This window comes from Paenibacillus sp. Y660 (assembly GCF_057221575.1).
Genome location: NZ_JBXBBJ010000012.1, coordinates 136,311 through 154,182 on the forward strand (window position 1 = coordinate 136,311; position 17,872 = coordinate 154,182).

Below are 17,872 nucleotides of genomic sequence, written 5' to 3' on the forward strand. Positions count from 1 at the left end.
CAGGATGAGGGATTCTCCTACATACCCAGTACCTATAGCTGAGCCTCTGCAAACTCAATCCTCGATTGCTCTCTTATTGGATAAAACAGCACTATCTCGATGCGCTTGTATCAGTGGATGATTCCTTTTTCCTACGGATGAAGTACCGATCGATGAAAAAAGTGATGAGCAAGGACAAGACGCCAAGCAAAACCGGTACACCAAACGCTTCAAAGGAAAAGGAATTTCCTTCCAGCTTCAGGTGGTCGGTGGCGCGATATTCGAGCCGCTTTGCGGCAAATTTCGCCGTCAGGATATCCTCTTGTCCGGCCAAATCCTCGAATGCTGGATCCATTGCAAACTGATCCGCCGCGTCGCGGTGCAGGAACAGCAGTTTCGCGCTGTTGCCGCTGTTCTCCCATTGCTTGATGTCTTCGGAGGCTGCAGACTCGGCATTGGCACCGACGAAAATCATTTTCGCCAGCTTAGGCACGTTTTTTATCTGATAACGCGCGACTAGGTTCAGGCCGTGCTTCGTTAGGATCGGTTCGTTAGCACTGGAAACAGTCAACATCGACGTCGTACCGGAAGCGGCGAATGTATCGAATGCGGCGGCCAAATCCAGTTCATCGGCGCCGTTATATAGCAGCACGCCCGCCTTTACTTTGTTCCATTGATAAGCGTTATTCAGTACGTACGTTATATCGCTCAACCCGGGAACGAACGGTTTCATTTGCGGGTTTGTCACGTAATCGTAAGAGGGATAGTTCATCTCTTTCGCCACTTTTTTCGCCGCCGCCTCGCCCAACTGCTGGGAGATGACGTATAGCGTAGCGTCGATCCCTGATGTCAGACCGGCAGAAGATACGATATTGCCTTGCGGGATGTAGCGCCGATCTTTCACCCACTGGATTTCCGGATATTTTTTAATAAGCCGGTTGATGTCACCCCAGTGCGTCGCAGCCGATTTACCGTTCAGCAAGCCGGTATCCGCCAGGTTTTCAGCCCCGTTGCAAATGGAGATCAATGTCGTCTTGGCGCCCGAGTGCTTCCGAATCCATTCGCGGACAGGTGCATATTTTTTCTCATCCAAAATCGGCATAAACGGAATGACGATAATATCCGGGCTTTTGCTGAGCATCGTATCCATTTCGTCAAACGAATAATGCGGGACGGCATCGAGTCCGCCGGTTAATGATTTAATTTCGCGATCGGGGGCAACACCGTATACATTGTATGCTTCAGTCATCGCAAACATTTCGTACGGGACGAGAAAATCGAACACTTCCGTCGTTTCGTTCGCCAGCAGCACAGCCACTGTCGGTTTGTTCACGTCATATTTCGGAACCTGCACATCCGTCAATGCAGGAGCGGCTTTATCGTAAACCGACATTCCGGCATTCATCGTATTGACGAACCCGACTGCGCCTGTCCCTCCTACGACGACGACAAAAACGATGAGATAGATAAAGATGCGTAATACAGTTTTCACATGTTTCGCTCCTCCCAGCTAGATAGTTTCCCATAAAATTTAACACATCAAGATGAACATATCCTCTATCTGTGGTTCGGTAGAGGGGCTCGCCTAACGTCGGGACGGCCACTGGACCTTAGTCTGCATTCTTTTTTTAGCAGGACTCGATAGGGCAATAATTTTAATAAAACTGTGAAAAACGGACTGCTCGGTAATGCAAAGGTGCTAACAACTAAAAATAAAGTTTGGAATGACAGGAGTTCTACTAGTCATTCCAAACTTTATTTAATCCAGTTAATAAATAGGTTCCATTATACGGTAAAGCAAGAGCCTGCAATCGATAAACAGAGGCATTATTGAGAAATCTTTGATGCAACATGGTTCTTAGTATCCTTAATTTGCGTCTTATGTGCGAGTCCAAAAAAAGCGAAAAGAGCAAGCAGACTAGTGGACAAGATGATGATCCCCATCGGAACCGCAGAATTCTCTCCGGCAACGCCGACTAGTGGTGAAGTAAATGCTCCAATCACAAAAGGCAGCAAACCAAGCAGGGCAGATGCACTTCCTGCCCTTTCACTTTGCGAACCCATCGCCAGAACAAAAGAAGCTGTTGCCGTCATACCGATTGATGCTACAAAGAAGAACAACGGAATAACCAATGCCAGTAAAGGACCGTGCAACAAAATAACGAGCAAGGCTGCAAAACTAGCTGCACAAGACATCAACAAACCAAGAATAACAAAGTTGTGTTCCGAGAACGTTTTGCTGAACCGTCCTACGACCTGTGAACCAATAATTAAGCTTATTCCATTAGATGCGAACAATAGCGCGAATAGTTGTGGAGAGGCTCCGTAAATATTTTGATAAACAAATGGAGTCCCCGATACGTAGGCAAATACGCCCCCAATCATAATGCCTTGTGCAAGCGCATAGCCCATAAACTGCCGATCCTTAATCAGAGTTTGAATACCGGCTAACAGCTCTCTGAAGTTGCCGGATACCCGATTTTGAGCGGGCAAGGTCTCTTTTAGGCCCATCGTTGCCAAAATAAGGAGTAGTAAACCGACAGCGCTCAGCACGAAAAACACGCCAACCCACGTTGTGAAGGAGATCACACCGCTGCCAGCCATAGGCGCAATCATAGGAAACAGATTATTTATAAGCATGAGCATGGAGAAAAACTTCGTTAATTCTGTTCCGCTGTATAGATCGCGTACGATTGCTCTGGAGATAACAATTCCCGCAGAGGCAGCGAAACCCTGGACAAAGCGTGCAGCTATAAACCAATAAATATTCGGGGAGACCGCACAGACAAACGAAGCAACCAGAAAGAAAAAAAGCGAAATAATAATTGGCTTGCGTCTCCCATGAACGTCGCTTAATGGTCCCATAATCATTTGACCCAAACCTAAGCCAATGAGGCATGCTGTCAAACTAAGCTGAACAAGAGAAGCCTCGGTTCCAAAATCAGCCGTAATTTGCGGGAATGAAGGCAAATACATGTCAATCGTAAGCGTGCCAAGAGCTGAAAAAGCACCTAACAGCAATACTAATCTTAGGCGATCATATTTTTTTGTTGCAGACATCGTCTAATCTTCTCCTAAACTATCCCAAATTGATAAACCTTTGTAATCATATAAACTTGCTTCATTATAGACCAAATTAGACATAAACCCAATAGAAACTTGCTCCAACCTTTGTTAAGATTTGCTATTTCTTTCAATCAACAGATTTTGCAAAAAGAAATAAAAAAAGCCACGCGACAAGACGTGGCCATTTTCCAACGGATGCTGGATATGGAGACAACAAGGTCCATATTGATGTTTATGCAAGCGTTTGACGGTAACTCTAGTCATGTTCAGCTTGCACTTCCGCTTTGCTTAGCGCAAGCTTGGTGAATAGATCTTGAAATACCGCGTCACGGTCGATATAGCTTGCGCAGCGTATCAAATGTCTTGTGCTGTCCGTGCTCCAGCGGAAGTCTTCCGAAATGATTGGGCTTGGAATAAGCCGCGAAGGAACCCACTTTGGCTGATTCAGCCATGCGATAACCGAGATATCCCATATTACTCTGGAATAGGCGAAATGATCATCCTTGCTGTTTTTGTACGTCTCATAAAGGTACTCACCAATTACGCCGGAAGGCTTTACATAATCTCTAACTTCCGATAGTGTCGTACGCAGGTTTGAAGCGACTCCCATGCATGGGATAAGGACCAGAGGCACGCCGCAGTTCATCAACGTTCTCGAGGCATGGAGATCCTGTTCGAGATTAAACTCGCGAGTGTCAGGCCAATCCAGCGCGTGGCCGCCCAGCCAGACCACAACGATGCGCTCGATGATTCTCGGCTCCAATAGAATGGCACTCGCAATATTCGTGATGGCTCCGATTCCGACTACATATAATGGATCATTCAGATCGCTTGCCATTGCGCGCTCTACCAAATTCAGCGCAGCCTCGCTGCGAATCGGGGAGTTAGCGGCAGGCAAATAAGCTTCGGAGCCGCGATAGACGGGAACATCCTCTCGATTCATTAGCTTAAGAATGCGAATGATTTCCTTATAGCTTTTATCCATCCCGTCCTTCGGTCCGGTGGAGAGCTCATTATGGAACGGTGCTGCATAAAGAGCCTGAAGCTCTATTTTTTCAGGCGACAATAGCGCATAAATGACCGCAAATTGGTCATCAATCTCGTTAAATGTATCGGTATCGAGCACCATTCTGACTCTACCGCCTGAGAGCTTCGCGATAAGCCTCCCTTCTATAAGCAATTGCTCGACAATTTGATTTCGCGTCTATATTTGGAAGTACTGCGGGCTTATCCCTCCCAAGAAGCAGATAGCCGCCATGATATAATACGATTCGCTCAGGCTTTCATTGATGAGTACTATATGCAGAAAATTGACTTCCAAGCTCTTGCCAACCAATCCGGTTATAGCTATGACCGGTTTCGTCATTTGTTCAAGGAAAAGGTCAGGTTATCTCCCAGCCAATATATTTTGAATCGTAGGATCGAGCATGCCAAAACAATGCTAAGGCATACTCCCTTGCAAATATCGGTTATCGCGATGGAATGCGGCTTTTCAACGGATGCGCAGTTTTGCTGCCTGTTTAAGCGGGAAATTAAGATGACCCCGAAGCAGTACAGAGAGCTTGCCGGTGTATTGCTATAAAGATTCTTCATAAAAAAGGCCACGTTACAAAGACGTGGCCCTCACCAGTATTTTCGAATTTCTTGACATTGTGGACACGACTCTATGTCAATCCGGTATGCTGGGAGCAGCAAAGCGATCTAGAAACAAAGTCGAATTGATGACCAGATTATCTTCAGGACAAGTTCGTCCCAGAATCCGCCACCCCTGCTTATTCAACTGCGATTCATCAATCGCTTCATACATGATTTGCCTCATCCCCTCTGCTGTGCGAATAGCTACTAGAGGATCTGAGGAAGTACGACTAATTTGGTCAAGCACCGCCCGCTTATTTTTCACGAGACTAGCCACAAAGATCCGGTTATAAGAGCTGTAATCGAACTCCGATCCATTCTCCATTACGACAGACACTTTAGTCCCTAAGCCCATTTGCTCGAGTAAAGAGCTTGATGCATCATAAGCCACAGAATCCATCTCCAGGCAGATTACCTCCACATCACCGATTAGGTGCAAAATAATAGGACTTAGCGGCATCGGCCCACTACCAACAAAGACAATCGGCGACTTCACTGTGTGACTATCCTGACGAATGAACCGACGAAAAGTGGACAGTTCCTGACTAACTAAGGCCATGTAAATGTTCCAGTTAGGCAACCTCGTAACGATATCCAAGACAGAATCCTCAGATTTGCAAATGTGACGAGAATCACTTAGCTCTGCTAGAAATTCGGCTTCTGACAACTTATCCTGCAATTTTTGTTGGTTCATTCGAAAATACTCATTGCTTAGAACGGCTTGAATCTCCTCCGGCAAATAGCGGGATCGTAACTGTATTGAAAGTTGACTAATGCTATTTGTAACCAATTGATTAGCAGGAGACAGATCTATTTCCTTTTGAAGAAGCTCATTTGCTTCACGGATAAAAGAGATAAAGTTGTCAACCATTTGCATCATTGGCGCGTTGCCTGTAATTGTTATTGAACCAGTAGAATTACCATCCATTTGCCCCATTCCTCCTTCATCCTACATCCGCTTTCTTACTACAAAATATATTCATATGGTCAAGGATGTAGACGAATATTGGGACGTCATCAGACTCTTGAATCTAACGTTTGTTGACTATAGTATCAAGTTTGTTATCTAGAAGCATCGAATGCTCTATTATACAATGAGCCTAACAAGTGCAATACAAGCGAGAAAACACCGGAAGGAGTGACAGACATGAGATCTGCAGTTGAACAACAAACTAAAAGAAAGCGCTTACCATTTCATTGGCACAAGCAAGATACGGAACTAACCCTCTTGGCATTGCCTGCGACGATTTGGTACATACTGTTTTGTTTCATACCTATGTTCGGGATCATTATTGCCTTCAAAAACTTCAGAATTAGCGGCGGCTTCTTGAGCAATGTGTTTAACAGTCCTTGGGTAGGCTTCAAAAACTTTGAGTTCTTATTCAAGTCGAATGACGCTTGGATCATTATTCGAAACACCATCGGATACAATATTATTTTTATCGTTCTAGGCATTGTGCTTCCCGTTCTATTAGCCATTATGATCGGACTACTCCACAGCCGCAAAGCAAGTAAAGTCTATCAGACGATGATGTTCCTCCCCTATTTCCTATCTTGGGTTGTCGTATCTGCTGTTGGCTGGGCATTCCTAAGCTTTGATAAAGGGATTGTCAATCAAATGCTCGTCAATATGGGCAGCGATCCTGTTAACTGGTATATGGAGCCACAATACTGGCCATACTTTCTGATTCTCTTAAACATCTGGAAAGGCTTGGGCTATGGGATGGTCATCTATCTGGCAACCATCACAAGCCTTGACAGCACCTATTATGAGGCAGCTGTTATTGATGGCGCTTCCATTTGGCAGCAGACGAGATTTATTACATTGCCAATGCTCAAGCTAGTTATCGTCATGCTGTTCATTTTGGCAGTTGGACGTATATTCTACACCGATTTCGGCTTGTTCTATCAGGTCACGCGAGATTCCAATTCTCTGTTCAACGTGTCTACCACAATCGATGTCATGGTATATAAACAACTGAAATCCGCTACATTGGGGATGGCAGCTGCTGCCGCATTCGTACAGTCGATTCTGGGTTGCGCAACTATTCTAATCGCTAATTGGATTGTTCGCAAAATTGATCCTGACAGCGCGATGATGTAAGGAGGTAACACAATGTCAACGAGAACGACTTACGAAACGGGCCTTGAGAAATTTAACCGAACAAGCAAAGTCGTAAACATCTTTTTCAACCTGATATTTATCATCTTGGCGCTGCTCTGCGTCATACCCGTAGTTGTTGTTCTATCCATTTCATTTTCCAGTGAGGACTCCATACGTGAGACAGGATATCATCTGTTGCCGATTGCATTCTCAGGAGAGGCTTACGCCTATGTAGTCAAGCAGGGAACGATGATTCTGCGGGCGCTCGGCGTATCCGCCCTTGTTACTGTCGTTGGCACTGTGCTCGGTGTATTGCTTACCACCTCCATGGGCTATGTACTTTCTCGCCCAACATACAAGCTGAATGGCTTTCTGACCTGGGTCGTATTCATCCCAATGATATTCAATGGCGGTCTGGTATCCAGCTACTTCATTAATACAAATTTATTGGGACTAAAAGATAGCGTCTGGGCTCTTATTTTACCGCTGGCCGTCTCATCGTTCAACGTTATCATTTGTAAAACCTTCTTTAAAAGCACGATTCCCGATGGGCTGATTGAATCTGCAGAAATCGATGGCGCGAGCCAGCTGCGAATCTTTTTCTCAATCATCCTACCGATTTCCTTGCCTGTCATTGCAACAATTGGACTGTTCCTCTGCTTCTCTTATTGGAATGACTGGTTCCAATCGATGCTATATATCGACAACCAGAACCTATATTCTCTGCAGGCACTGTTAAATAGCTTGATGAGCAATGTGGATGCACTTGCCAAGAATGCTGCAAGTATGGGCGTTAGCTATGCCGTGCTCGTTGCAACAATGCCGAAGGAATCTGCCCGCATGGCCGTAGCCATCATCATTGTGCTGCCTGTAGCCTTCGCCTATCCATTCTTCCAGAAATATTTTATTTCTGGACTAACGATCGGCGCTGTCAAAGGATAATAAACGAAATAAGCCAAGCAAGCTTGGTTTATGATAGATCACTGTACAGCTCTTAAGGTGATACCACTTCAATAAGGGGGAAATGAAATGAAGAAATCTTGGAAGCTCATCTCTACGCTTTGTATTCTCACATCACTGGCGACTGCCTTAGCAGCCTGCTCCGGCTCGAATTCTCCAACTGCAACAAATGGCTCTCCGACAACTACAGACGCACCAAAGGACACCGCAGCACCAAGCAAGGATATTCCAACGTTGGTCTGGTGGACCATCGGCGGCCAAGTACCAAATAACTTCAGCAAAGCTATTGATGACATGAATGCATATACAGCTGAGAAGATTGGTGTGAAAATTGACATCAAGGTAGCCAGCTGGGGGGAATGGGACACCAAAATCAACACGATTGTGAATACTGGCGAACCTTTCGACATTATGTTCACAAACAGCGGCAAATACAGCAAGCAAGTGACTATGGGCGCTTTTGCCGACATCACTGATCTGGTTCAAAGTGAAACGGCTGACTTATACAAATTGATTCCTGAAAAGGTATGGGATGGCACGAAAATTGGCGGCAAGTATTATTCCGTTCCCACATATAAGGATTCAGCGCTAACGCAATATTGGGTGTACGATGATAAATACGTGCAAAAGTACAATATAGATATCAACAACATTAAAACGCTGCAGGACCTTGATAAACCTCTGCGCAGCATAAAGTCTGGCGAAGGCAAGAGCTTCTACCCATTGCCAATGACGCAAGGCGAAGGATTGAACGGCTTCTTTAACAATTATGACGATTTAACATTAGGCTTCACCCCAATTGGCGTAAAAGCTGATGATGGATCACGCACGGTTGTCTCTGTTCTCGAGCAGCCTGATGTTATCGCCAATCTGAAGCTCCTGCATCAATGGTATCAGGATGGCATCATCAACCCTGATGCTCCGACTAAAACAGAGAACGACAAAGGCAGACCATTCTTTGCAGCTCAGGCATTTCCAGGTGCAGAAGTAGGCTGGCAAATCAATGATGCTGTTCAAAAATATGATATGGTTCAGCATTTCGGACCTATTTATACGACGAGCACGATCCAAGGCTCCTTGAACGCGATTTCTGCAAATTCGAAATATAAGAAGGAAGCATTGAAGTACCTCGAATTAGTCAACACAGATCCAAAACTGCGCAATATGCTGGCATTCGGCGAGTTAGACGCAGACTACAAAAATGTCGATGGCGAAAAGGTAATCGAGCGTACTTCCGATACTTGGCCGCTAGCCGCTTACTCCCAAGGTACATTCTTTAATCTAGCCGTTACCAAAGGTGCTCCTGAGGATCAATGGGAACAAGTCAAAAAACTGAATGACGCAGCTGCAACTTCCACTGTATTAGGTTTCGCACTGGACATCAGTAATCTTCAAACAGAAGTGGCGAATTGCCAATCTGTATGGGATAAATACAAATATGAACTCATCACAGGCGCATCTAATCCAGAGAAAATGATTCCAAAGATTACAGCTGAGTTAAAGTCCGCTGGTATGGACACGATTATGAAAGCTGCTCAAGAGCAAATTAATAATTATTTCAAGTAAGATTAAATGAATGAGCATCCCTTATTGAGACTCTCTGTATGGGATGCTTTTTCTTGCTGCCTATGAAGCTTTGATTAATCATGTTAAAGTGGTATGGTAAACGCTTACGTTCAATGAGCTGCTGCAATTGAGGTGTCGTATGAGCTCTTTTTTACAAATCAAAATTTATCGTTACAAGTTTATTGCCTATGTCGTCTTCGTCGTGATCATTGGACTTACGCTTGGCATTCTAACCTGCGCAATGCTGCTGAATCAATGGGTTGGTGATGCCCGTTTAGAGGCTGCTAATGCTTTCGCTGGTGTAGAGAATGAGCTGCAGTATGATGCCGACCGAATTGAGGCTTACATGCAGCGCATATACTCCAATCATAGTCTAATGGATGATGCTCGCAGCTTTTTAAGCAGCAGTGCTGAAGGCTACTTAACCAATAGTTTGCAACACAGCCAATTCTCACAGCCGCTGGTATCTTTCCCAGAGGATATTAAAACCTATCTGTACAGCTGGGCGCAGGGTGAAATAACGCAGGTTAGCCTGCATACTAAGCAGTATGGCAATGTCGTACGATTTAACGATAACGGAACCGCAAGCTTTATGTTCGGTCTTCCAAATACAGATGAAGCTTTTCACGATACCATTCTTAAGGGATTCGTTTATCGCAAGAAACTATCAGATCCAGCACTAGGCTCTAAGGAATTAGGAGAGCTTCGCTTCTTGGTCAGCAGTGGTCAAATCTTTAAATCTATTCAGTATTATCGATTGGGAAAGGCCGCTGCAGTCAGTGCTTCTGGTGAGATCTACCTTATCGGCAACGGACAAGACCAAGGCTTGAAGGATTTATACCGTCAGGCGGCGGCGAACGGACGCAGTCATGGTTATATTTCGAAGGGTTTTTTAAAGCATATATTTTTTATCACCTTTCCATCCACCAAGTTCAATTTCAAATTCGTCAGCATCGTTGATTTATCTATGCTGATTCAGCAGCATGCCAGGATGCTAATCACCATCTTCCTGATTGTATTAACGACCATGATTAGTGTACTACTGCTCATTGTGTATAATATGCGTGATGATTCCCGCTTCCTGCATCGCATTATTCAATCGATTGGACGCGTGAAAACAGCCAATTTTACACTTAATCGCCCTGCCCGTTATCGCCGCAATGAATATGGCATGATCGCAAGGGAATTAGACGATATGATTCAGCAGTTGGATAAGCATATCCGTAATGAATATTTACTTAAGCTGAAGCAGCAAGAAACAGAAATGAAGGCGCTTCAAAACCAAATAAACCCTCATTTTCTTTACAATACATTAGAGGTTATCCGCTCCACTGCTCTTGTTAACCAGGACACGGACACCGCTGATGCCATTGCTACCTTAGGGTCGCTTTTTCGTGAAATTGTCAAAAAAGAAAATATTATTTCTATTGCAAGTGAGCTGGAATTGCTGCAGAAGTACTTAGAGATTATGGAGTTTAAGTATCCGGAGCGTTTTTATTATCAAGTCAATGTAGAGCCGAAATTACTCTCTATCCCTACCGTGAAATTTTGGATGCAGCCTTTGGCTGAAAATTTTTTCATCCACGGCTTTGTCGCCAGCAATGAGTTTAATCTGTATGTCGTTAACGGCTGGGAAGCTGATGAGCATTATATATTGGAATTCGTGGATAATGGGCGTGGCATTAACGCCGAGCGTTTAAATACAGTGCGAAGCACTCTGTCCAACCATGATGATATTTCTTCCGAGAGCATCGGTTTACGCAACGTTTACACTAGGCTTCACTTCTTTTACGGGAAAAGCTTTTCTATAGAGATTAAGAATAATGAGGAAGCTGGCATTAAGATTTCTGTACGGATTCCAAAAGAGGTGATTGAACATGTACACACTGCTGATTGTGGATGACGAGCCTCAGATTTTGGAGGGAATGAAGCGAATCCTGGACTGGAAACGATATGGCTTCAGTCGGATCGAAACCTGCGAAACTTCGGAGGTTGCCATGTCCAAGGTTGTAGACCTGCTGCCAGATATCGCCATTTTTGATGTCTGCATTGGCAAGGATCTTGGATATGAAACAATACGCAGACTCAACGAGCTCCAAATCCCTACAAAATATGTTATTATGAGCGGCTATAGCGAATTCAAGTACGCCCAAGAAGCCATTCGCTGTGGTGTCAAAGACTATCTGCTCAAGCCTGTAGAACGTACGAAGCTGCAGCAAGTGATTGAGAAGATTATTGTGGAAGATCTGGGTGGTGCGATAGGTAATATGAACTGCGAGAGTTTGAAAAAGGATCCGGTACTAGGTGTAAACTATGACAGCCTATCCAAGCTGGTCAACCGCATTCTGCTGATGATCAAGACGGAGTATGCTCAGAATATCACCTTAAAATCAGTGGCAGAGCGCTTTCAGATGAACAGTACCTACCTTGGACAATTATTTCTAAAAGAATCCGAAATGAAATTTTCAGAATACCTAATGGCTTACCGAATGCTCCTCGCACAAGAACGAATTCAATCGTCAGATGAGAAGATTTCTTGTATTGCGCTTTCCGTCGGCTACAACAATCTCAATTATTTCTATACACATTTTCAAAGCTTTTTCGGAAAATCTCCCTCTGATCTGCGGGGAAAAGGTTAACGACGAACTCGGCAGAAAGGAGCGGACATCGATGCTAAAGTGCTCTAGACACAGATGTATCTTCATCATAATCAATATTATTCTGCTGCTCACAGCGTTTTCGACCGGTTGCTCCCGGCAGTCTGACAAAAACAACAATGATAACTATTATGGTGACACTGTAAATCTGATTTATTACACGATCGGAGAGCCTGACAAGGATCTGAAGCTCGTAAATGATAGAATCAATGAAATTATGGCTCGTAAAATTGGCGTGACTATCACCTATATCAAGGTAGGTTGGCAGGAGTATGAAGATCGGCTGAACACACTTATATCTGCGGGAAGTCCTTTCGACATTGCTTTTGCACCCAACTATGCAACCACCGCTATGCGCGGCGCATGGCTGAGACTTGATGACTATCTTACGAGTCTGGGTAAAGATATGTACGATACCATTGACCCAACCTTTTGGCAAGGAGTACGAATGAATGATGGAGGCATTTATGGTGTACCGACCAATAAAGAGCTGGCCGTCCGCGATCATTGGATGTACCCTGCTTCCATAGTGAAAAAGTACAATTTCGACATTACCAAGTACAATACGCTGGAATCGCTTGAACCGCTGCTCCGGATGATTCAACAGAATGAGCCTGCATACATACCGATGGAATTAGATCGGGATTCACACAATTTCTTCGCTCTCTATGGCTACGAATATATTGTGAACCATAAAGTTCCCTTGATGGTGAAATCACTGGACCCTAACCCTAAGATCGTGAATATCTTCGAAACAAAGGAAGCACGGCAGGTATTAGACATATTACGTCGTTATTATAAAGCAGGCTTCATTAACAAAGACGCTGCGCTTCGGGAGCCAGGCGGACTAAAGCGCGGGGATAAAGTGTTCTGGAAGTCCTCAGGCGGCGGCCCACTCTCGGAAACTACTTGGAGTAAGGATCGCGGCTACACGGTTGTATCCAATCCGGTAACCCCAATCGTCGTGACCACAGAATCAGTCCGTGGAGGAATCATGGCTGTTAATGCCAACACCAGCCATCCCATTGCGTGTATAAAGCTTCTGAATCTACTCAATACCGACCCTGAAATACGAAACTTATTTAATTATGGTATTGAAGGAGTGCATTACACGCTGGATGAACATGGGCAAGTGGCCCCAATTCCAGGCAAAGACAGCAACGGCGACCCGATCCCGGATGCATCAGCAAGCTATGCAGGAGTACAATATACACAGGGTAACTGGTTTATCCTGAAAACCATGGGCGGTGACAACCCGGAACCCCTCGATAAATGGGATCAATTCCGCAAATACAACGCTGAAGTCATCAAGTCCACCGCTCTCGGCTTTACTCCTGATCTATCCAAGCTGACCGCCCAAACCGATAACATCGAGATGATTTGGAAGAAATACTATCCAAGCCTCATGACTGGCACCGTCGATGTTGACACGATCCTCCCCAAGTTTATCGAGGAGCTGAAGCAAGCAGGCATTGAAGAGGTACGGAAAGAAATACAGAAGCAGCTGGATGCGGGACGGGGGTGAGCGATCGGCAGACGAGGTGCATATTGCATGAACTGGTTAAGCTCCACAAGCTGGACAAATAGCGGTACCTCAGTCCGCAGGTGAATAAGTAATTATTTTCAAAACGCACTAAGCCGTAGTTTATAAAAATACTGCACAATTGGATGCTTTAACTTCATCTTCTTGGTCATATTTAAAATTCGCTTTTTTCCAACTCGTCTGTCCACCAAAGCTAGAATATTCAATAAGATATCATTGCTGTCTATGCTTTCCTCTATAGAAATGGATAAAAACTTATTAGCTGTAACGATAAAATTTGATTTGCTTAATGATGACTGTGCCGCCAAAAGCTCCTTTGCAAATTCTGATTTTTTTCTACTTCTTGCTATTACGATTAGACGATCCTCCGGAACGATCCCCTTGGTATCTTTTCTGACTGCTTCAATTTCTTCATTGTTGATAGGAATTTCGATATCTGAATCATTCTTAATTTCCAGCTCCGTCTGATACCATCTGATTAAGTTAGTTGTATCACTCATATTAAATACGTTCTTTTTATCTACTGCAATATAGCAAAGCCCTGCTTTATCGGGTAAATATCGGTAGCTCGTTGCACGGTATTCTACCCTTCCAGCTAACGCAGGACAGAGAAAACTCTCCAGATTTTGTTTCAATTTGCTCCAGGCCATGTACTACTCCTTGTGTTCTATATTAATTACTGCCTATTGAAGCAGTTGCCTTCTCCTGCTGACATGACTTTTATAATCAGTAGGTGAGACTCCGAATTGTTTTTTGAACATTCTACTAAAATAAAATTGATCGCTAATGCCTACTAATGTAGATATCTCTTTAATATAAGTATGGCCTTTCATAATTAATTCTGCTGCTTTGTTCATCCGAACATTGTTTATATAGTGAATTAAACTCATACCCATTTGATCTCTAAATACGCGACACAAATAGTTTTCACTGAAATTAACATGGTCAGCAATCATTTCTAGCGTAATTTTATCCCGATAATGTAATCCGATATAACTAATGACATCCACTATTTCTTTCTTAGTCACAGACGAATCAAGTGATCTAGGAGCATGTTTCCATAAACTTAACCCATCTAAAGCTTCCATTGCAATAGCTAAGCTTGGAAGAGACGGGTATTTGATGGAGGGAACCGTCGGACTTAATCACACCCAATCACAAACGGATATGATGCTTGGCAAAGCCATTTTTATCGTTAATGGTTCGTGGATGGAGAATGAAATGAAAGATTCTCCAAGAGAAGAAGGATTCGAATTCGGCATGATTCCTGTGCCTGTATTTAATGAAGGTGATGAACGTTATATCCTTTCTAGTTATGAACAATTTTCTATTCCACTCAAAGCCAAAAACGCTGAACTTGCAAAAGAGTTTTTGAAGTTTCTATATACCGAGGAATCTATCCTATTATTTGCAGAAAAATCCAACGGTACTTTTGCACTGAAAGGAGCTCAAGAACTTTTGAGAAACCATTTAACCCCTGGTGTATATGAAATGTCCAGCGCATATGAAGGAACAACTGCCATAACACAAGAGTGGGAAGTTATTCCTAAGTATTCCAAAGAGGATATAAGAAATCAATTGTTTAAAACAGCTATAACACCGATTATGACTGGAAAAATGACTACCGAGGAATGGATGAATCAAGTAGAACATGCATTTATAGAGATTCAAGCGAATAAGAGCACACAAAATTAACGATAAAGATTACCCGTCCTCATTGCTTTGAGAACGAACAAATTTCGGTCGAAATGCACTAGGCGGCATGCCTGTCCACCGGCGGAATTGCCTAGAAAAGTGGCTTGCAGACTGAAATCCAAGCTGTTCAGCTAGTTCTTCCATCGTATAGGTCGAATGCACAAGCAAATGCTTCGCCTGATTAAGCACAATTTTACTCATATACTGTCGCGGCGATTGCCCATAAACCTTAGTAAATATATGTGTGCAGCGTCCACGACTAATCCCAAATGAGGCGGCAATTTCAGCTATTTTTCCATTATTTCCATTCCGTAGTATCTCTTCAATCTCATGGGCTAGCTCAGTTTCAAATACGGAGGCATTATGCATATTATCATCACTCTTCAGAATCGGACTAGTCGTTTTTTCGCTGTACTTTATAAATTCACTAATGATACCTATAGTATGAGATTGGATAATCAGGCGATTAAGCGCTTTGTCGTCTTCAACGGCATCTATTCGATTATGGTGCAAAAGAGCATTTTCAATCGCGTTAACATGTGACAGCAACGATAGTTGAGTTGCCTCTTCTGCCTTAATGATCACATAATCCGTTTTGCATAATCGTGCACGAATAATCGGGTCATCCAGATCGAAATGAAAATTAAAGAAACGATAAACGGATGTTGAGTTATTCTCAGAAGCATGCAACATTCCGGACTTTATTAATATCCAATCCCCGCTGCTAAACGTAAAATCATGGTCACCTATCGTTTGCCTTATCTCTCCATTTTTACAATGCAATAGTTCAAAGAGATTATGATGATGTCGTGGATAAGACCAATTAGGATGAAAATTCCCTACATGACAACCGATAATCTGCAGCGTACTCGTTAGGTTAGGGAGTGAATAATTAATATCCATTTTACATGGACCTCCTTTCGTTCAATATTTCAAGCATCTAATTATAGCGTAACGCCCTCTGAACAAAAGGTCAAATAATACCTGCTTTTGTCCATTTGTTTGATCATTCTTTCCGCATAAAATGAGAAGTATCACTACGAAGCGCGCACCACTTAGAATTGGAGGTCACATAGATGACTGTGTTAACTGTACAAAATGATCAATTTATTTTCGATGACAAGCCTATTCGCTTGATTTCCGGAGCTATCCATTACTTTAGAGTCGTGCCTGAATATTGGTATGATCGTTTATTAAAACTAAAGGCATGTGGCTTTAATACAGTAGAAACTTATATTCCATGGAATTTCCAAGAACCTGCACCTGGCAAGTTTAACTTTGAAGGTATGGCAGATGTTGAAGGCTTTATTCGATTAGCAGGCGAACTAGATTTGCATGTCATCGTACGCCCGAGTCCTTATATTTGCGCGGAATGGGAATTCGGTGGATTACCTGCATGGCTGCTTGCAGATCGAGAGATACAACTTCGTTGTATGAACCGCCCATATCTTGAGAAAGTGGACGCCTATTACGATGAACTATTGCCAAGACTGAAACCATTACTTTCCACAAATGGCGGCCCTATTATTGCTATGCAAGTAGAAAATGAATATGGAAGCTATGGCAACGATACAGAATATCTACAATATTTAGAGCAAGCGATGATAAGTCGTGGCATTGACGTATTATTATTCACTTCTGATGGACCAGAGAACAGTATGCTTCAAGGTGGAATGGTTCCAAATGTTCTAGAAACTGCGAATTTCGGTTCAAGAGCAGAAGAATCTTTCGAGATGCTTCGTCGATATCAACCACAAGGCCCGCTTATGTGTATGGAATATTGGAATGGTTGGTTTGATCACTGGGGTGAAGAGCATCATGTTCGTAATGGTGATGAAGTGGCTCAAGTATTTGAGGATATGCTTTCTTTAGGGGCCTCTGTGAATTTCTATATGTTCCATGGCGGCACTAATTTTGGTTTCACTAGCGGAGCGAATGGCTTAGAACGAGATCATTATGAGCCTACAGTTACAAGCTATGATTATAACGCACCATTGAATGAAGCTGGCGATCCTACTGAGAAATACTTTGCAATACGCGATATTATAGCGAAATATACAGATCTTCCTCAGATGGAAGTTCCTAAAGCTTTGCCTAAGCAAGCCTATGGAACTGTACTTGCTGATAGCCATGCAGTCTTGTTTGATCAGTTGCACCAATTGTCTGAACCAGTAAAATCTGTCACACCAGAGCCAATGGAGCGTTACGGTCAAAATAACGGATTTATCCTATATGAAACATTTATTACAGGACCACGTGAAGAAAAAGAACTCATTATTCAAGATTGCCACGACCGAGCACTCATATTTTTGAATGATGAGTTTAAAGGAATCTTCGAGAGATGGGATTCCAGTAAAAAGGTGCATTTTGAAGTGCCAATTGGTGGCGCACGTCTACGAATTTTAGTTGAGAATATGGGACGTATCAACTACGGACCATTTCTAGCTGATCGTAAAGGTATTACCGAGGGCGTTCGTCACGGCATTCAATTCCTCTATGGATGGACGGTTTGGACATTGCCACTTGACGACTTGAAACCTTTAGTGTTACTGACGTCCTCACATGACCGGAAATTGACGATGTCTGCTGTCCAAGATATGACGCTGAGCGTGACCGCTAATTGTATTAGATAAGGGAAGTGGTCACTGTAAGAACCACTTCCCTATT

16 protein-coding genes are annotated in these 17,872 nt (G+C 43.4%); 9 read left to right on the forward strand and 7 right to left on the reverse strand.

What is annotated here, in order from left to right; all coding sequences use genetic code 11:
* Nucleotides 1-91: 91 nt before the first annotated feature.
* The 3 genes from AC2TDN_RS15500 to AC2TDN_RS15510 form a co-directional block, all read right to left on the reverse strand.
* Nucleotides 92-1,471, reverse strand: coding sequence for a DJ-1/PfpI family protein (locus AC2TDN_RS15500; protein ID WP_482067512.1), 1,380 nt, complete (start codon nucleotides 1,469-1,471; stop codon nucleotides 92-94).
* A 335-nt stretch (nucleotides 1,472-1,806) separates the two neighbouring features.
* Nucleotides 1,807-3,039, reverse strand: a complete 1,233-nt coding sequence (locus tag AC2TDN_RS15505) for a multidrug effflux MFS transporter (protein WP_482067513.1) — start codon at nucleotides 3,037-3,039, stop codon at nucleotides 1,807-1,809.
* A gap of 262 nt (nucleotides 3,040-3,301) precedes the next feature.
* Nucleotides 3,302-4,174 (reverse strand): nucleoside hydrolase, encoded by an 873-nt coding sequence (locus tag AC2TDN_RS15510; protein ID WP_482067514.1) that lies wholly within the window; start codon nucleotides 4,172-4,174, stop codon nucleotides 3,302-3,304.
* Between the two features lie 171 nt (nucleotides 4,175-4,345).
* Here AC2TDN_RS15510 and AC2TDN_RS15515 point away from each other — a divergent pair, with 171 nt between their 5' ends.
* Nucleotides 4,346-4,627 (forward strand): helix-turn-helix transcriptional regulator, encoded by a 282-nt coding sequence (locus tag AC2TDN_RS15515; protein ID WP_482067515.1) that lies wholly within the window; start codon nucleotides 4,346-4,348, stop codon nucleotides 4,625-4,627.
* An 87-nt stretch (nucleotides 4,628-4,714) separates the two neighbouring features.
* Here AC2TDN_RS15515 and AC2TDN_RS15520 read toward each other — a convergent pair whose 3' ends face one another.
* The gene (locus AC2TDN_RS15520) at nucleotides 4,715-5,608 is read right to left on the reverse strand and encodes a nicotianamine synthase family protein (protein ID WP_484688686.1); all 894 of its coding nucleotides are present in this window, start codon (nucleotides 5,606-5,608) and stop codon (nucleotides 4,715-4,717) included.
* 219 nt (nucleotides 5,609-5,827) lie between these two features.
* Here AC2TDN_RS15520 and AC2TDN_RS15525 point away from each other — a divergent pair, with 219 nt between their 5' ends.
* The 6 genes from AC2TDN_RS15525 (at nucleotide 5,828) to AC2TDN_RS15550 (ending at nucleotide 13,492) form a co-directional block, all read left to right on the forward strand.
* Nucleotides 5,828-6,784 carry an ABC transporter permease gene (locus AC2TDN_RS15525; protein ID WP_484688689.1) on the forward strand — a complete coding sequence of 319 codons (957 nt, stop codon included), beginning with the start codon at nucleotides 5,828-5,830 and terminating at the stop codon, nucleotides 6,782-6,784.
* Nucleotides 6,785-6,796: 12 nt separating this feature from the next.
* On the forward strand, nucleotides 6,797-7,726 hold the full coding sequence (locus tag AC2TDN_RS15530) for a carbohydrate ABC transporter permease (protein ID WP_484688692.1): 930 nt from the start codon (nucleotides 6,797-6,799) through the stop codon (nucleotides 7,724-7,726).
* 87 nt (nucleotides 7,727-7,813) lie between these two features.
* Nucleotides 7,814-9,310 (forward strand): ABC transporter substrate-binding protein, encoded by a 1,497-nt coding sequence (locus tag AC2TDN_RS15535; RefSeq protein ID WP_484688696.1) that lies wholly within the window; start codon nucleotides 7,814-7,816, stop codon nucleotides 9,308-9,310.
* Between the two features lie 139 nt (nucleotides 9,311-9,449).
* Complete coding sequence (locus AC2TDN_RS15540; RefSeq protein WP_484688699.1) at nucleotides 9,450-11,213, forward strand: sensor histidine kinase; 1,764 nt, start codon at nucleotides 9,450-9,452, stop codon at nucleotides 11,211-11,213.
* On the forward strand, nucleotides 11,188-11,949 hold the full coding sequence (locus tag AC2TDN_RS15545) for a response regulator transcription factor (RefSeq protein ID WP_484688701.1): 762 nt from the start codon (nucleotides 11,188-11,190) through the stop codon (nucleotides 11,947-11,949). The genes AC2TDN_RS15540 and AC2TDN_RS15545 overlap by 26 nt, the downstream gene beginning before the upstream one ends.
* A gap of 31 nt (nucleotides 11,950-11,980) precedes the next feature.
* Nucleotides 11,981-13,492, forward strand: coding sequence for an ABC transporter substrate-binding protein (locus AC2TDN_RS15550; protein WP_484688704.1), 1,512 nt, complete (start codon nucleotides 11,981-11,983; stop codon nucleotides 13,490-13,492).
* Nucleotides 13,493-13,590: 98 nt separating this feature from the next.
* Here the strand turns inward: AC2TDN_RS15550 and AC2TDN_RS15555 are convergent, their stop codons facing one another.
* Nucleotides 13,591-14,160, reverse strand: a complete 570-nt coding sequence (locus AC2TDN_RS15555) for an SF0329 family protein (protein ID WP_484688707.1) — start codon at nucleotides 14,158-14,160, stop codon at nucleotides 13,591-13,593.
* Between the two features lie 33 nt (nucleotides 14,161-14,193).
* Entirely contained in the window at nucleotides 14,194-14,598 is a 405-nt protein-coding gene (locus AC2TDN_RS15560; RefSeq protein WP_484688710.1) for a helix-turn-helix transcriptional regulator, read from the reverse strand.
* On the opposite strand from AC2TDN_RS15560, the gene AC2TDN_RS15565 reads away from it, so the two are divergent.
* Nucleotides 14,510-15,205, forward strand: coding sequence for an extracellular solute-binding protein (locus AC2TDN_RS15565; protein WP_484688712.1), 696 nt, complete (start codon nucleotides 14,510-14,512; stop codon nucleotides 15,203-15,205). The two genes, AC2TDN_RS15560 and AC2TDN_RS15565, sit on opposite strands and share 89 nt — an antisense overlap.
* A gap of 9 nt (nucleotides 15,206-15,214) precedes the next feature.
* Here the strand turns inward: AC2TDN_RS15565 and AC2TDN_RS15570 are convergent, their stop codons facing one another.
* Nucleotides 15,215-16,108 (reverse strand): helix-turn-helix domain-containing protein, encoded by an 894-nt coding sequence (locus AC2TDN_RS15570; RefSeq protein ID WP_484688714.1) that lies wholly within the window; start codon nucleotides 16,106-16,108, stop codon nucleotides 15,215-15,217.
* A 173-nt stretch (nucleotides 16,109-16,281) separates the two neighbouring features.
* On the opposite strand from AC2TDN_RS15570, the gene AC2TDN_RS15575 reads away from it, so the two are divergent.
* Nucleotides 16,282-17,838, forward strand: coding sequence for a glycoside hydrolase family 35 protein (locus AC2TDN_RS15575; RefSeq protein WP_484688716.1), 1,557 nt, complete (start codon nucleotides 16,282-16,284; stop codon nucleotides 17,836-17,838).
* Nucleotides 17,839-17,872: the final 34 nt, after the last annotated feature.

What these genes read in the sequence shown, in the direction of transcription:
- AC2TDN_RS15505 (WP_482067513.1), bottom strand. Translation starts at nt 3,039, where the DNA reads ATGTCTGCAACAAAAAAATATGATCGCCTAAGATTAGTATTGCTGTTA.
- AC2TDN_RS15510 (WP_482067514.1), bottom strand. Translation starts at nt 4,174, where the DNA reads ATGGTGCTCGATACCGATACATTTAACGAGATTGATGACCAATTTGCG.
- AC2TDN_RS15515 (WP_482067515.1), top strand. Translation starts at nt 4,346, where the DNA reads ATGCAGAAAATTGACTTCCAAGCTCTTGCCAACCAATCCGGTTATAGC.
- AC2TDN_RS15520 (WP_484688686.1), bottom strand. Translation starts at nt 5,608, where the DNA reads ATGGATGGTAATTCTACTGGTTCAATAACAATTACAGGCAACGCGCCA.
- AC2TDN_RS15525 (WP_484688689.1), top strand. Translation starts at nt 5,828, where the DNA reads ATGAGATCTGCAGTTGAACAACAAACTAAAAGAAAGCGCTTACCATTT.
- AC2TDN_RS15530 (WP_484688692.1), top strand. Translation starts at nt 6,797, where the DNA reads ATGTCAACGAGAACGACTTACGAAACGGGCCTTGAGAAATTTAACCGA.
- AC2TDN_RS15535 (WP_484688696.1), top strand. Translation starts at nt 7,814, where the DNA reads ATGAAGAAATCTTGGAAGCTCATCTCTACGCTTTGTATTCTCACATCA.
- AC2TDN_RS15540 (WP_484688699.1), top strand. Translation starts at nt 9,450, where the DNA reads ATGAGCTCTTTTTTACAAATCAAAATTTATCGTTACAAGTTTATTGCC.
- AC2TDN_RS15545 (WP_484688701.1), top strand. Translation starts at nt 11,188, where the DNA reads ATGTACACACTGCTGATTGTGGATGACGAGCCTCAGATTTTGGAGGGA.
- AC2TDN_RS15550 (WP_484688704.1), top strand. Translation starts at nt 11,981, where the DNA reads ATGCTAAAGTGCTCTAGACACAGATGTATCTTCATCATAATCAATATT.
- AC2TDN_RS15555 (WP_484688707.1), bottom strand. Translation starts at nt 14,160, where the DNA reads ATGGCCTGGAGCAAATTGAAACAAAATCTGGAGAGTTTTCTCTGTCCT.
- AC2TDN_RS15565 (WP_484688712.1), top strand. Translation starts at nt 14,510, where the DNA reads ATGACATCCACTATTTCTTTCTTAGTCACAGACGAATCAAGTGATCTA.
- AC2TDN_RS15560 (WP_484688710.1), bottom strand. Translation starts at nt 14,598, where the DNA reads ATGGAAGCTTTAGATGGGTTAAGTTTATGGAAACATGCTCCTAGATCA.
- AC2TDN_RS15570 (WP_484688714.1), bottom strand. Translation starts at nt 16,108, where the DNA reads ATGGATATTAATTATTCACTCCCTAACCTAACGAGTACGCTGCAGATT.
- AC2TDN_RS15575 (WP_484688716.1), top strand. Translation starts at nt 16,282, where the DNA reads ATGACTGTGTTAACTGTACAAAATGATCAATTTATTTTCGATGACAAG.